This window comes from Bacillus thuringiensis, from assembly GCF_001182785.1.
In the GTDB taxonomy this organism is placed as follows: domain Bacteria; phylum Bacillota; class Bacilli; order Bacillales; family Bacillaceae_G; genus Bacillus_A; species Bacillus_A thuringiensis_S.
Window position 1 is genome coordinate 3,050,462 of the sequence record NZ_CP012099.1, and the last position, 15,347, is coordinate 3,065,808.

Here is a 15,347-nt window from a genome sequence, read left to right on the forward strand (position 1 = left end):
GTGGGGTTTGTTCATCCCCACTGATTATCAGCCCTCACCAATCGTGCTGCCCGTTAATGCGGGATAAACAACATCATTACATTAATCTTTTTTAGGGAGTACAATTCCTTTAAATAATTGAACAGTAATCCAGTAATACATCGAGTAAATTACTACAAAAATAACAAGTGGTAACCAAATGCGAGAGTACGGATCGATTACAAGAGGGCTAAACATGTTCATACCAACTAATATATGAGTAACCCCTACAATTGCTGGGAATAAGAATATTAAGAATAACTCTTTATAAATTGATTTTGTTAATAACTCTCGGCGAACACCAATTTTATGAAGCATTTGATAACGTGTTACATCTTTTGATGCTCCCGACAGAACTTTAAACATTAAGCAGCTTGCCATCATTGCTAAAAATGCAATTCCAACGAAGAAACCCATAAACATTAGTCCGCTGGCAAAATCATGACCCATAATATATGCTTGATACTTACTATCCAATTCTTCCGCTTTCACATTTTTATATTTTGCTATTTGTAATTCATCAAGTTTTTTCCATTCTTTTATGTATGATCCAAAATCATCTGTTTTCCCCATAAACACAATACTTTCTTTACCCTTCAATCCATTGTATATGTTATAATCTACAATTTTCATTTCATAATCAGGATATAAATAATTGGGCTGGATTGTTCTGAAAGCCTGAATCCATTGTTTTGTGTCTGTCTCTCCTTCAGCCCGTTTTATTGAAAATGCACCAATGGGTAATTCCTCTGAAACTTTCTCTATTTTCATACCTTGTATGAAAGGGCGATTTTTCTCTACATCTTCTTTAAGATAATAAACATACTTATCATCCACTTTGTAATGATATTCTAGTTTTTCTTGAAATAAGATACCACCCAAAATTGTCTTTTCTTCCGCTGTTGGATTATGAATGACTGAATCGTAAATTTCTCTTTGCTCTGTCATTTTTAGGATGTTGTTTTTAAATGCCATACCACAAGCAATTCCACCAGCACCAAGAGCCACTAAGATTGCTACTGTTGCAAGCACATTTGTTAGACCATTAATGCGGAAATTTAATTGTGCAAAAGTAAAAGCATTGAGGCCTTTTTCACTACGTTTTTTATTACTCTTTAGCTTGTTAATCATAACTGGGAGAAGTGATCCGAATATAAGGTAAGTACCAACGGTTGCTGAGATTAATCCAACGGCCATTAATCCCAAAACAATTAGCGAATTTGCATATGATATATAAATAAGTGATGCATAACCAATACCCAATAAAAGAATACCAAGGAATGCAACTACAACTGTCATTTTTCCTTTAATGGCAACACGTTCTGTTTGTTCATCAGCATGTACAAGTTGCAGTACAGAGATACGAGATAATTTAATACTATTCATAATTGCAGATAATACAAAGAGTGCAAAGAAGAAGATGCAAGTAATAGCTATAGATGGCAAATAAAATGCTTTATAACCTTCACCAGCAAACTCGAGTTGTTTCATTAATAGCTGACCCATACCTTCTGCAAGTCCTACACCAATTGTAATTCCAATCAAAAGAGAGGTGGCACCTAATATGATTGTTTCGATAAACATAAGTAATGTAACTTTATGCTTTTTTGCTCCTAACATCATATACATACCAAATTCTTTTTGACGAAGAGCTGATAAAAAAGAGTTTGCATATAAAATATAGAAAAATGTGATAATCGCTAACAAAACGGAACCAATTTTAAAGACAGCCACAATATCCCTAATAGAAGAGTTAGATTCAAGGAACGTTTTATTGGATGCTAGCGTTTGAAACATATAAAAAGTTGAAATAGAGACAATAAGACCAACAAGTAAAACAATGTAATCTTGCAACTTACTTTTTAGGCCTGACATAGAGAGCTTAAATAACATGATTGAACTTCCTTCCTTACGCTTTTTGTGTGCCTAAGTTTGCAAGCACATCTAAAATTTCTTTATAGAATTCTTCACGGGTACTACCGCGATGAATTTCTTTATATAACTCACCATCTTGAATGAATAAAATACGTTGACAGTAACTTGCGCTGTAAGGATCATGCGTAACCATCATAATGGATACACCTTGCTCTTTATTTAAGCTTGTCATGGCATTAAGTAAACTCGTTGCATTTTTAGAATCTAGAGCTCCAGTCGGCTCGTCTCCCAAAATAATTGCTGGTTCATGAACTAACGCACGTGCTGCTGCGGAACGTTGCTTTTGTCCACCAGATACTTCAGAAGGATACTTTTGAAGTATCGCTGTAATGCCTAACATATCAGCTACCTTTTCTACTTTCTTTCCAATATTACGAGATGAAACACCTTGAAGTGAAAGTGGAAGGGCAATGTTCTCATAAATAGATAAGTTCTCTAATAAATTAAAGTCTTGGAAAATGAACCCTAACTTTTGTGAACGGAAATCAGAAAGTTCACCTTGCTTCATTTTCGTAATATCCGTTCCTGCAATTTGAACAACGCCGCCCGTTGCTGTGTCTAACGTTGAAATTACATTTAATAATGTTGTTTTACCAGAACCAGATGGCCCCATAATACCAACAAACTCCCCCTCTTGAATTGAGAATGATACACCTTTTAATGCGTGTGATTGATTCTCACCTTTTTTACCGTACAATTTTTGAATGTTTTTTACATCTACAACTGGATTTATCATTTATATCCTCCTACATTTTTTTATTTCATTACAATAAGCTACTAAATTTGTTTACTACTAACAAAATAGATATGTTACCTCCACCCTTAAGCTACAATGAAATCTTTCCTTTTATCTTCTTCACTCACCTCATCACTTTGAATACATCCATGATAAACTATGAAAATTAGGAAACACCCTGTAAAATTCTTAAGAATTCTTAAGTTTTATAAAAAAAAGCTTATGGAATCTGTAATTCCATAAGCCAGTCTATTTGATTGGATGTTCAACAATAAAGGACATCCAGCCGTCTTTATATTCTGCATGTATATTACCATGATGAAGTTCAACAATTCTTTTTGAAATAGCAAGCCCCAGTCCATTTCCCTGGTCATCTTTTCTTGCCTTGTCCCCCCTAAAAAACCTTTCAAACAATTTATTTGGATCGCTAACAGGCGGTTTCTCGACTTTATTTGACACTTTCAACATTGCCTTGTTACCTATTAGTTCAAGACATATAGATAATTCGGATGGTTTCATGCTGTACTTTATCGCATTCATAAAAAGATTTTCATAAACACGTACCATTTTTTCTACATCTATGAAGATAGGTATTGTTTCTTGCGTGATTGATTTTTGAACGATTAAGCTTTCCTTTTCAAATATAGGAATGTATTCTCCAACTATTTGCTCCAACAAACCCGATAAATCAACTTCATTAAGATTTAACTTAGCATCTATGCCTGATAAACGAGTATATTCAAACAACTCATCAATTAAATATTTCAATCTCTTTGATTTTAAATAAGTGGTTTCAAGGTATTCCTGTAATTGTATTTTACTGTTGTATTGCCCTCTTTTTAATAAATCTATATAGCCAATAATAGATGTTAACGGTGTGCGTAAGTCATGAGATACATTGGTTATAAGTTCATTTTTTGTACGTTCTAATTGTCTTTCTTGTTCAAATGTATTTTCCAATTCCTTGGACATATAGTTGATATTTTGAGCAAGTTGGGTCAATTCGTCCTTCCCCTTAATCCCAATTGTTAAACCCAGTTTTCCATTTGCAATATCATTCACATTATCAGAAATGAGCTTCAAATATATTATTTTCTTTCGAACCAATATTAAAAAAAGGATTATAAAGGTAAAGATTGCGAACGCGAATAAGAACAACAATACCAAATTGAATTCAAACATACCAAATTCTTCGTGTTTTATAAATAATGGATCTATGACGTATGCCAAAATGAGGATTGTTAAACCAAATGAAATAAAAAAACTAACTGCAACAGCACCAAGAAGTTTTATAATGATCTTATTTCTGAAACTAACATTCTTCATATTTTATACCCAATTCCCCAAACAGTTTTAATATAAATAGGATGTTTGGAATCCTCTTCAATTTTGTCTCTTATTTTTGTAATATGCACCATGACGGTATTATCTGATTTATAAAAAACTTCTTTCCAAACTGCTTCATATATTTTTGCTACACTCAGGACAATCCCTTTGTTGCGGGCAAGTAGTTCGAGAATAGCAAACTCTTTTGGAGTTAACCTTGTTTCTTTTCCCCTTACCCATACTTGACGAGTATCTGTATTTACGGTTAAGTCACCAATTTCTAGAATGCTTTTATTATGTTCTATGGACGTATTGTATTTTTTAAACCTTCTTAATTGGGATTTTACCCTAGCGATTAATTCTAGTGGGTTAAACGGTTTTGATAAATAATCGTCTGCACCAGAAGCTAGGCCCTGAATTTTGTCTATATCCTCAGATTTTGCAGATAGCATAATGATAGGCATATTGCGATCTTCCCTAATTTTCATACATGCTTCAATGCCATCCATATTCGGCATCATAATATCTAAAATAATCAAATCAAATTCCTTTTCTTCTAACAGTTGTAAAGCTTGTATAGCATCTTCTGCCTTTTGAGTTTTTAGACCTTCATTTTCCAAATATACAGAGATTAGATTTCTAATCTCTTTATCATCATCAACAATAAGAATTTTTGACTCCATTTTATTCCTCCACATTAAATGCAATAAGTATACAATAAAGCATATATTTGTTGTTACTTAGTTAATAAACTTAATAGAGATGATTTCTATCTTTTTTCTTTACTTAAGACGATTCTTTGTAAAATACATAAAAAGACCGTCACAGTATTGTGACGGAAAAACAGGAAAATTTCAATAACTAATTACTATTATTATTTATTTGTAGTTTTTAAGGCATCTAACACTATTTTGGTTGCTTCTGCAATAAGCTTATCATCGTATTTAGCATCCTCTTTATCATGATTAGAAAGTATCGCAAGAACGATTGGCTTTTTATTTGGTGGCCAAATAATTGCGATATCATTTCTGGTTCCATAAGATCCCGAGCCCGTCTTATCAGCTACTTCCCATCCTCCTGGAACTCCAGCACGAATTAAGTTGTCTCCCGTAGTATTCCTTTTCATCCAATCTATTAATAAATCCCGTTTCTCAGTTGAAAGTACATCTCCTAGCGCAAAAGCCTGAAGACTAGTAGCTAATGCCTTTGGGGTACTAGTATCATGTACGTCTCCTGGATGCACTTCGTTTAACTCTGGTTCAAAACGTTCAGGATTTGTAACGGTATCTCCTATTTCTCTCAGTGATTTTTTGAATTCACTAGGTCCACCTAATTGTTTAAGAATAAGATTTTGTGCAGTATTATCACTATATCGAAGGGAAGCATCTGCAAGCTCTTTCAGAGTCATACCCCTATCAACATACTTTTCTGTAATTGGATTGTAATTAACAAGATCTTCACGAGTATACAAAACTCTTTGATTTAGATCTTCTATTGATTTCTTTTGTAAAAGTACTCCCACAGCTAAAGCTTTGTGGGTAGATGCGTATGCAAACCGTTTATCTGATTGATACGTAACGGTTTGATTCGTATCAGTGTCCAATGCATAAATACCGAGTTTAGCATCAAATTCTTTTTCAAGTTTAACAAAAGAATCATTACCAGTAGTTTCTTGTTTGATTTGATTTGTTTGTTTCGTTTGTTTAGGTGATTCAGACTGAGTATTGCCATCGGAACAGCCTATAAGCGTTGCACATGAAAGAAATACTACAGGTACCATCTTTTTGTAATGTAAAATGTTAAAAAACTTGTTTAAGACTATCATACATTTTCAACCTCTTTCAAGAATATATGGTTTTTCTAGGTGTTATACATACCGATACAATTAAAGAGTGTATCGGATATCACTCTTCTTGCATCTCACTTTTCATAAAATGATTGAACTATCATGAACACCTGTTTTATACGTATACTTAATAGACAACCTAAGTAACAAGTTTGTTCCATTTTTATCAGTAGTCGTATCTAGAAACCTAAAAAAGTCCATTTAGAAGATTTAAATGGACTTTTTCACTCATATAATACTATCTATAGTTAAACGAATAAGATTAAATACATTTAAATTTTCTTGTTTTATCTAATAAACTGTTTAGGCATTTCTTTAACGTGCTTATCATCATCACGCCAATCATAGGTTTCTTTCTGCGAAACATCTAAAGTTTGATCTCCAATTCTAACAATATTCTTATTTACCCATTCAATATATGGATCGGTATCTGGATAATTCCAATATATATTTTTCTCTGAATCTGTATCAAGGTTAACTAATTCACCCCTAACAGCATCCGCACTTAATGATCCTGCATTATGAAAATAAGTCTTGATGAGATATTTTCCATCTGGAGATTTCACTGTTCGAATTAATTCCCCTTTTGGAACACCTTGCAAACTAAAAAGTTTCCAATATCCAAATCCAATTATAATTACTAACATAGTAAGTATAGTTAGTAATACTTTTCTTTTTGTTTTTTTAATTTCACCTTTTGTATTTATAATACTCATTCAACTCCATTCCACAGAATACATACCATATTATACCATTAAATAAATGGTATAATATATCAAAAATAAAAATCCTCTCGTAATAGTATTATAAAAAGGGCATGGGATGGTCTCCCTATTTATAAAGTGAAACTTTAATCCCCCTCACCAATCGGGCTACCCGTTAATGCGGGATAAACATGAAAATTCCCCTTTAAGAAAAATATAAAAAATCAGACAGTATACTTGAATTGCTTTTCGCAAGAGAATATACTAGTAAAACAGGCTATGACGTTCCTTCCTTCTAACTTCTTTGGCGAAATAGGGATGTTACTTTCCTGTTAAACACATAGGCTATGACAATTCTTCCTTCTTTGTAGAAATTTCAAATTATTTTAGAGTTGTCAATTTCCTATGAAAAATAATTAGACTATAAAACCTCTTTCTTCTTTGGGATTGAATAAACTCTAGTTTATCAACCATTGATGTAGAGGTTTTCTTTTCTTAATTAACAAATTACCACTTAACAACTAAATGTTATACCTCTAATTTTTCACTAAAAAATAGCTATGTACCCTCTGTGCATTTCTCTACAATTAGTGTGTTTATGCATGTAAAAATAAAAATCTACCACTGAAAGGAGGACAGTCAGACTATTCCCCTCTTTTATAAGGAGTGAAGAGCTGGCGTTCTCATGAAAAATTCTATTTACATAAGAAGAAGTTTGAAAGTAATTATAAAAAGAGAAGAAAATAAACTACCGAACATTTATTTAGCCACTGTTTTAAAAAACTTGGAAAGTTTAGGATTTACTTTCTCCGAGCCTTTAATAGAAGAGTTGCAAACACTTTCGGTTGATGCATTCACATCGTTTTACAAAGAGTTAGTAAAACATTTAAAAGAAATGGTTGGTGCACATATTCAATTTACTCCTATGTATCCAAACTTTCCGCAACAAATGATGGATTTAAGTGACGCTGATTTATACATCAATGCCGTTATTCATTATGTGACGTTACGCCTACCTGTATCAAAAGTAGAAGAACGACTTCCTCTTTTAGATAGAGTTGATTTGAAAGTTATTGACTTAGGAGGTGAAGAAGATTTCACTCAAATGATTTCTCAATTGATTAGTGCAAACAGCTCTATTTCCTCAACTGATAAGACAGATGTAGAATGGGCTATTACACATACTGAAGATGTTTCCTGTTTTCTACCTAATGTAATTCCTCATAAGGAAAATATGTCTTTTATAATTGGGGTTTTATTAATAAACAGAAAAATATCAGCCGATGCTGCTGCAAAGTATTTTAAAACAGCAACTGATGTTCTTCGCCTTGCAGTTGCTTTATCTGAAGGCGATGTGAGTTTAGCAACCTCTGTTCGATTCAAGAAGTTTAACCGAACAGAAAGACGCTTCCTTTTAGGCTTGTTAGAGCAATGCGGAAACAGTACCGAAGATATGCTTCGATACAAAAAACGTTGGATTCGTTTAGGTGAAATTCTTCATCCAGCAGAATATCATACTCGTTTCCCAAAAACCCACCGAGCGTTTGAGATTCTTCGCAACAACATTAAAGTTGAAACATTTAATGGAAAAATAGAAGCAGCTTTGTTGAATCGTGATATCATGACAGCGAAAAATCTTTTAAAAACTCGCCCGGGGGAATTTGCCAGACGCTTGGATCATTTAATCCGTTTATGTAGTGATAAGTCAACAGATGTTTTCAATATTCTCGAAGAGTTTCTAAGTATAATAGGAAACGTTTCTACTCCTGTATTACTTCAACTCACGGCTCATTTTAAGCATCGAAATGATAAAAATGAATTTCGTACCTTTTTTCCAAAGGGAAATGTAGCCAAAGCTATAGGTATTGAAAATACACTTCCATTTATCTCAGAGGATATTTGTTTAATGATTGTAAAAATGTGTGAAGATACTTTAAAAAAGCGCTTCGCAGAACTTCCAAGTCTCGGAAAAGTATTTTTGGATGAACAGTTAAAAAATCACTTAGTTCCCTTCTCTCAACGTTCAGCCAGCAAAGCGCTTCGCACATTATCTCGAGGAAGTAAAGTAGATTTACCAGAAGGAGATACAATTCGTTTTTTCCTATGGTGGAAAGAAGGCTATGTGAATGGACAACATACAGGACGCGTTGACATTGATTTGTCTGCTGCAATGTACGACGAAGATTGGCAATACAAAGAACATGTCTCCTTCACAAACTTACGTTCAAAAAATTTCAAGGCCTACCATAGCGGAGATATTACTTCTGCACCAAAAGGGGCATCTGAATTCATTGATTTCGATATTCCGTCTGTGCTGAAATATGGTGGACGCTATGTGGTCATGACTTTGCTTTCTTACACAGACCAACCGTATAAAGATTTACCAGAATGCTTTACTGGTTGGATGGTTCGTCAATATCCTGGTTCAGGTGAAATATTTGAACCTTCTACTGTTCAAGATAAAGTGGATATTACTGCCGACACCCAAATCTCTATTCCAGTTATTTTAGACTTAAAGGAACGAAAATTGATTTGGACAGATTTGTCTCTTACAAGAGATCTAACTTATGATAATACCATCGAGGCTAATCAAAAAGGTATGATACTAGTTGGAAAGGCTTTAACTAATTTAGTTAAACCGAATTTATATGACTTGTTCCGATTACATATTGAAGCTAGAGGTGAACTCGTTCAAGACATCAAGGAAGCAGAAAGCATTTTTTCTTTGGATAAAGGGATTACTCCTTTCGATATCGAAAAAATAATATCTGATTTTATAGCTGACCCACAAGGCTAACTACATTACAGACATTGATAATGTGTGGAAAATATCATCTATATGAAACAGGACCTGACAGATGAATATCAGGTCCTGTTTTTTATTTAGTAGATACTAAAATAGTCCGGTTAATCACTATTTATCTAAATACACTATACTAATGAATAAGCAACGCTACTAATAATGCCGACACACTTAACATACACGTTAAGGTACGCAAGTGATTCAGCAATGTCCAACGTGATTCAAATCGGACTCTAAGTTCAGCCCAACCAGAATCTCTTACAGGTAGTTCCGCCGAGATGATTACTCTATTCATCGGGAGGTTTCCTGTGAAGGTGATCAGTAGCGTGGCGACATAACTGATCAATGCGATTGCGCCTAAAACGACTGTATCAAATTGCTGTAAGTAAACGGATAATACAACAAAACCAACCTGTGCTATAAGAGCACCGTTTGAAATAAAAAGAAACATCGGATTGGCCACTGATGAAGTAAAGTGTCTAACGGAAAGAACGAAGGTACGATCATCCGCATTACGAAGACCAGGCATGACTGAATTAGAGTATGCAAAAACAATTCCAGCAACAATACTTGTCGTTAATATAGAAAAAAACGCTAAGAACTTAAATAATAATAATTCATTCATATGTTTTCACATCCCCTATTTATAAAATAATTACAAAATGATTTCAACTTAAACGCATAGCGTGTAACGGTTTTTAGTTATGTTTAAAAAATATGATATAAACTTACCCCTAAACTGAGGACGAACAAGACAAGCGCAGGTATTGCTTTCTTAAAAGGATCTCTTGCTAATACAATAAGAGTAAGTGCCGCCGCAAGCATCGTACCACCTAACAAGAATCCTGCTACTAAGGCTGCTACCGGAATCCAAATACCTATCAACATTCCAATCGCTCCTACAATCTCAAAAGCTCCAGTTAAGAAATTAAAGAAAGAAGGTAAACCAAATCTTTTAAACTCATCTGCCATTTTCCCGGATATAATTTTCGTTCCTGTCATTAAAAAGAACACAAATAACACAGCTTTTATAACATTAATTAAAATTAAAATAGTAATCACATCTTTCTTATTATTTGATAAAAACTCAGTATCGTTCAGGTAGTTGCCATTACCCTTTTCAATAGGAAACAGATAAAACTACATGCTATAGCATGTATAAGACAAAAATTGAGTGATATTAGATATGAAAATGATTCTGAATCCATATCATACAAAATACAACTCTCCCTATCCTCCTTCGAAAAAAAAAATATATGCTATAGCACATATATAACAAAGCTTGTTCCTTATAAATAGCATCAATAAGGAACAAGTATTAATAGCGTGTACCATATAATTTGTTTAATAATGTTTTTAATTGTTCGATTTCTTCCTCACTCAAATTACTCGTAACAAAATTGTGAGCGTCTTGAACCACAGGCAAGATTGCTTTTTTTAACTCGTCACCTTTTTCAGTTAAAAAAAGGTTATGTGAACGCCTATCTTGTTCATTCAAAGTCTTCTTTACAATCTCTTTTCTCTCCATTGACTGTATCATTCTTACGACTGTAGTTTGATCTTTATCAATAGCTTCTGCTAATTCTCTTTGGGTAGTGCTCCTTTGGCTGCTAAGAACACTAATAATACCCCACTGCTCTGGGGTAACTCCATAAGGCTTTAACCTCTTCGTAAAATAATTGGACATTTTCACATCAGTACGATGGACAAGATAGCCTATTAAATCATGTAAGTTCATGTATCACCTCTATAAATTAAAATATAAAATGGATATAGCATACGAGCCAATCATTCACGATAAATTTGTTTGTTTCACTAAATACATGCTATGACATGTATATTAAAGGAGGTCATTTTAATTGTCAAATTATTTATCTATTCTAAGGCAAAATTCATCCCATACGTTATAGAAGGTATCCCTAATTTGATAAATCCCCCAACGATTTGACACTGTGCTTAAAACTGTTCAGCCAGTGTGCAAAGGTTTATTTTAAATTCCATCAAGAAATTAGTTAACACCTTGCCCTTCAAGCAAAGATTATATAGCTTTGGTTTCATATGAGATTTTTTCTTTTTCTACAGTATCAGTCCAGCTTATTAAAAATAAGAAAATCCCGTATTCAATAATAAATACAGGATTTTTATAAATGAGTTATTCACTTATTCGAAAGAAGTTCATTAGTTACTACGTATATAATTAAGACAAACTCAGATACCAGCCCAAACATCTTTTCCATATCGTCCTTCACTTTGCAAACGATCCAACCAATTTCTTGCTTCTTGTTCACTGACTTCATGAATTTCTTGATATGCTTGACAAAGGGTATCTTCTACATCCGGAGCCATTTTACTTCCATCACCACATATATAAAGATGAGCTCCATTATCTAATAATGAAATTAAATTGATTCTATCTTGTTTTATTAAATGCTGTACATATGTTTTTGGATGTCCCTCTAGACGGGAAAAAGCTGTATGTAAAGAGATTAATCCATCTCTTTCATCATTTTCTAGTTCTGTACGATAGAGATAATCTTTTTCAGGATGACGACAACCAAAATATAGATGCGCTTGTCCTAATTTAATACCTTTTTGCTTTTGAACACGACGCGCTTGCAAGAACCCACGGAATGGTGCAATGCCAGTACCTGGCCCAACCATGATAATTGGGGTTTCTGGATTTTCAGGTAATTGAAAGTTTGATTGTGGCGTTCGAATGAAACAAATAATCTCATCTTTATTATTACGCCGAGCTAAGTAATTAGAAGCGACTCCTTCATATGTCCCTTCCCCACTCCATGCAGGCGCATTAACAACACCGACCGTAATGCTCAGACGATTCTGTGCAACGAGTGGAGAGCTTGAAATAGAATAGTAACGCGGTTTGAGCGCAGGAAGAAGTTCTAAAAAGCGTTCAAATCGGATTTCACAAGCCTCATACTTTTCAAGAAGATCCAACATTGAAATACGTTTCTTTAATATTTGTTCATGATAAACTCCTTCTTCTAATAATGATTCCAATTCTTTTTTATGAGGAGGGCATGCTGTGAATGTTACCATTTCTCGTATTTGTGCTCGAGTGGATGCTTCTTGAACTTCGACACTATAACTAAGAAGGTCCAATAAACTAACAGGACTGTCTAAAGGTATGTGATTTATACTTCGTCCACTTGCACTCAGTATGACTTGATCCTTCCCATTTAATCCAAAGCGTTTTAAAATTCGGTTGATATTTTTCTCGCTATTAATTGGCAGCACTCCAAGATGGTCTCCTTCTTGATACGTAGCACCTTCTGGCAAGGATACCTCGATATGTCGCGTACTTCTATCACTGCTGGATGATTGGAGTTCACGATTTTCTAGTATAGATGCATAAACTGCTTCATATGTTCGTGCAAGAGGAGATCCTCCAAGACGACTGACAAACTGTAGACTCAAAGTACTGCGTTCTTTTTCCATATTTTTGTTGAGTTCCAATCCAAATGCCTTCATCGCATCAAACCACATGCTTTGTTTCCATTGCTCGAGCTGTTCCTCGAAATCACCACTTGCATCCGCTTCTCCGCGTTTAGAAAATCTTGTTGCTCCTTTTTGAGCCATCTGCTCATCAATGTATCTTGGAATCCGTTGATAGGTACTAGCCCAATTATGATCTCCACAACCAAAAACTGCGTATTGAACACCTTTTAGCTCATCCGGTTTTAGTTCCTCCAACCACTGCACAAACTGTCCTGCATTACTTGGCGGTTTTCCATTATAAGAAGAAGTTACAATAAGAACCGCTCCCTCTTTCGGCAAACTTCCAATTCGATCGTTAAGAGCTACTACTTCCGTTTGAACCCCTTCTAAACTAGCTGTATCCGCTAGTTCTCTTGCAATACCTTCTGCTACACCTGTATCCGAACCATACAGAACAAGAAGCGAAAGATTATCGGCCCCAATAATAGAAGATGTCTTCTGAACGTGCTGCTTAATTTCATGGGTTTTCAGCTTTTCCTCTATAGGTGCAAGAACAGTAGGATGGCTAATAGTTTGTTCTCGGGGTACAATCCTAATCTTAAAATCACCGGGCTTTAGCGTTAATGTTTGTTTTACGTCCAACTGATAGTTTTGATAATCGATTAATTCAAAATGTTGAAGAAGCATTCCCATTACAAGAGTGGCTTCATGAAGTGCAAACTGCATACCGATACATGCTCTCTGGCCATTTCCAAATGGCTTATAAGCATGATGAGGCACCTTATCCAGCTCTTCAAATCGTTCAGGTTGGAATTCTTCCACATTGTCTCCCCATGCATCTTTATCCCTATGTAGCTGTGGAATAAGAACAGAAATACGATCTTCTCCTTTCTTAATTGGGTATTTCTCACCAATTACTGTATCTTCTTTTGCATAGAGACTGAAGGCTGGAGCAGTAGGCCATAGACGTAGCGATTCATTTAAAATCATCCGTATATACTTAAGTTTCATAACTTGTTGGTATGTTGGAGTAGCATCTGTCAAAACACGGTCTACTTCTTCATAGGCTTTTTTCAATTTATCTGGATTCTTTAATAAAAAATAGATTGCAAAAGATAACAACCCACTTGTTGTCTCATGCCCAGCTATTAAAAAGGTAATAATTTGGAAACGAATATTTTCATCATCTAATTTTTCCCCAGTTTCCGGATCCTGCACATTTAACATACGGGAAAGTAAATCATTTTCATCTTGATTTCCATTACTTTTACGTTCAGCAATAATATTATCTACTAAAGAAAACATGGATTGAATATCATGCTGAAATTGACGTTTCGTTCTCCACATGAGTTTGTCTTCTATATCCAGTCGCTGCAATTGGTGCATAGCCTCATCTAGAGCACGGGTCATGCTAGTGATAAAAGGATGAGATGTCTCACGATAAAAGCTATTGAATCGGTAATTAAAACCACATAAACCAATTGTATCTAATGTAAGTCGAGTCATATCCTCCGGAACATCTACGTTTTCATTCGGATTAAGTCTTGCCCATTTCTGAACGAGTTGTACGGCAATATCGACCATCATGGCATGGTAATCTTTCATTGCCCGTTGGCTGAATGTAGGCATCAAAATATTATGAGCTTTTTTCCAGTTAGGCTCGTGAGTCTCACTTGTAAATAATCCGTCTCCAGCAAAGGCACGAACTTTTGCTAAAGCACCCTCTATACTTTTATCGAACCGCGTTTCGTCACAGACTTCTGCTACCAGTTCATGTCCGGAAACGACAATTATGGTATCACTTAAAGTTTGAATTCGAAAAATGGGACCATACTCTTCCGCCAGCTTAATAAACGATAGAGTCGGTTTATCTTTATCGATTAATGGGAGATTACCCAGCGGTCCATATGTTTTCGGCTGAGGAATGGCAGATACTTTTTTTTCCATTTAAAACACCCTTTCAAAAAAGCATGAAATAAAGTGAAACTTTAATCAGTGGGGGTTTTGTTCATCCCCCACTGATTATTAGCCCTCACCAATCGGGCTTTTACGGGCAGTTGGTCCCCCACCTAACTTCTTTGCTTCCGCTGAATTTTGAGGTGGGGGTCTTACTGCCCGGCAAATAGCGGGATAAAATATCCCATTTAATAAAGAGGAAATAGCAACTAATCTCCTGGGATACAGATATGTAATTGATTACCTTATTTTATCTTTTCCCTAACTATTCATGATTATGATATTGCGTATAAGCTTGGCAATTAGATTTATAACTTGTAGAAAAATACTAAATTAAAATGCAGCGAATTAATATAATTGGAGCCTTTTAATGTTGGTGTTAAAAGATAATCTAAAATTGTAATGTTTATGAGAAATTGCAAACGGATCTCATCTCTTGTATTTGTTTATAAAAACGATTATTTTGATTCATTTTCTTCTAAAACACCCCAAAATAGAAAAGTTGACGAGCTTAAGATTGTAGTATTCGAAAAATCAGTAGTTTAGTCAAACCAATACGATAAG

11 protein-coding genes are annotated in these 15,347 nt (G+C 34.6%); 1 reads left to right on the top strand and 10 read right to left on the bottom strand.

Annotated elements, in window-relative coordinates; translation table 11 throughout:
- Window positions 1–81: 81 nt before the first annotated feature.
- The 6 genes from AC241_RS15755 to AC241_RS15780 form a co-directional block, all read right to left on the bottom strand.
- Window positions 82–1,911, bottom strand: coding sequence for an FtsX-like permease family protein (locus AC241_RS15755; RefSeq protein ID WP_050844209.1), 1,830 nt, complete (start codon window positions 1,909–1,911; stop codon window positions 82–84).
- Between the two features lie 16 nt (window positions 1,912–1,927).
- Complete coding sequence (locus AC241_RS15760) at window positions 1,928–2,689, bottom strand: ABC transporter ATP-binding protein (protein ID WP_016081009.1); 762 nt, start codon at window positions 2,687–2,689, stop codon at window positions 1,928–1,930.
- Between the two features lie 249 nt (window positions 2,690–2,938).
- A complete protein-coding gene (locus AC241_RS15765) occupies window positions 2,939–4,015 on the bottom strand; it encodes a HAMP domain-containing sensor histidine kinase (RefSeq protein ID WP_016081008.1) in 1,077 nt (358 codons plus the stop codon).
- Window positions 4,012–4,698: a response regulator transcription factor gene (locus tag AC241_RS15770; protein ID WP_016081007.1), complete on the bottom strand. Its 687-nt coding sequence runs from the start codon at window positions 4,696–4,698 to the stop codon at window positions 4,012–4,014. Before AC241_RS15770 ends, AC241_RS15765 begins: the two co-directional genes overlap by 4 nt.
- A gap of 191 nt (window positions 4,699–4,889) precedes the next feature.
- Window positions 4,890–5,840, bottom strand: a complete 951-nt coding sequence (gene bla, locus AC241_RS15775) for a class A beta-lactamase (protein ID WP_016081006.1) — start codon at window positions 5,838–5,840, stop codon at window positions 4,890–4,892.
- Window positions 5,841–6,148: 308 nt separating this feature from the next.
- On the bottom strand, window positions 6,149–6,577 hold the full coding sequence (locus tag AC241_RS15780) for a DUF5412 domain-containing protein (RefSeq protein WP_000022542.1): 429 nt from the start codon (window positions 6,575–6,577) through the stop codon (window positions 6,149–6,151).
- Between the two features lie 673 nt (window positions 6,578–7,250).
- Between AC241_RS15780 and AC241_RS34350 the strand changes: the two genes are divergently transcribed.
- Window positions 7,251–9,362: a TerD family protein gene (locus tag AC241_RS34350; RefSeq protein ID WP_016081005.1), complete on the top strand. Its 2,112-nt coding sequence runs from the start codon at window positions 7,251–7,253 to the stop codon at window positions 9,360–9,362.
- A 139-nt stretch (window positions 9,363–9,501) separates the two neighbouring features.
- On the opposite strand, the gene AC241_RS15790 is transcribed toward AC241_RS34350, so the two are convergent.
- From AC241_RS15790 to cypD, 4 genes are all read right to left on the bottom strand, one after another.
- Entirely contained in the window at window positions 9,502–9,993 is a 492-nt protein-coding gene (locus AC241_RS15790; RefSeq protein WP_016081004.1) for an anthrone oxygenase family protein, read from the bottom strand.
- A gap of 83 nt (window positions 9,994–10,076) precedes the next feature.
- Window positions 10,077–10,427, bottom strand: coding sequence for a DoxX family protein (locus AC241_RS15795; RefSeq protein ID WP_043937129.1), 351 nt, complete (start codon window positions 10,425–10,427; stop codon window positions 10,077–10,079).
- Between the two features lie 259 nt (window positions 10,428–10,686).
- Window positions 10,687–11,106, bottom strand: coding sequence for a MarR family winged helix-turn-helix transcriptional regulator (locus AC241_RS15800; protein WP_048565120.1), 420 nt, complete (start codon window positions 11,104–11,106; stop codon window positions 10,687–10,689).
- Between the two features lie 470 nt (window positions 11,107–11,576).
- A complete protein-coding gene (cypD, locus tag AC241_RS15805) occupies window positions 11,577–14,774 on the bottom strand; it encodes a bifunctional P-450/NADPH--P450 reductase (RefSeq protein WP_050844211.1) in 3,198 nt (1,065 codons plus the stop codon).
- Window positions 14,775–15,347 lie beyond the last annotated feature (573 nt).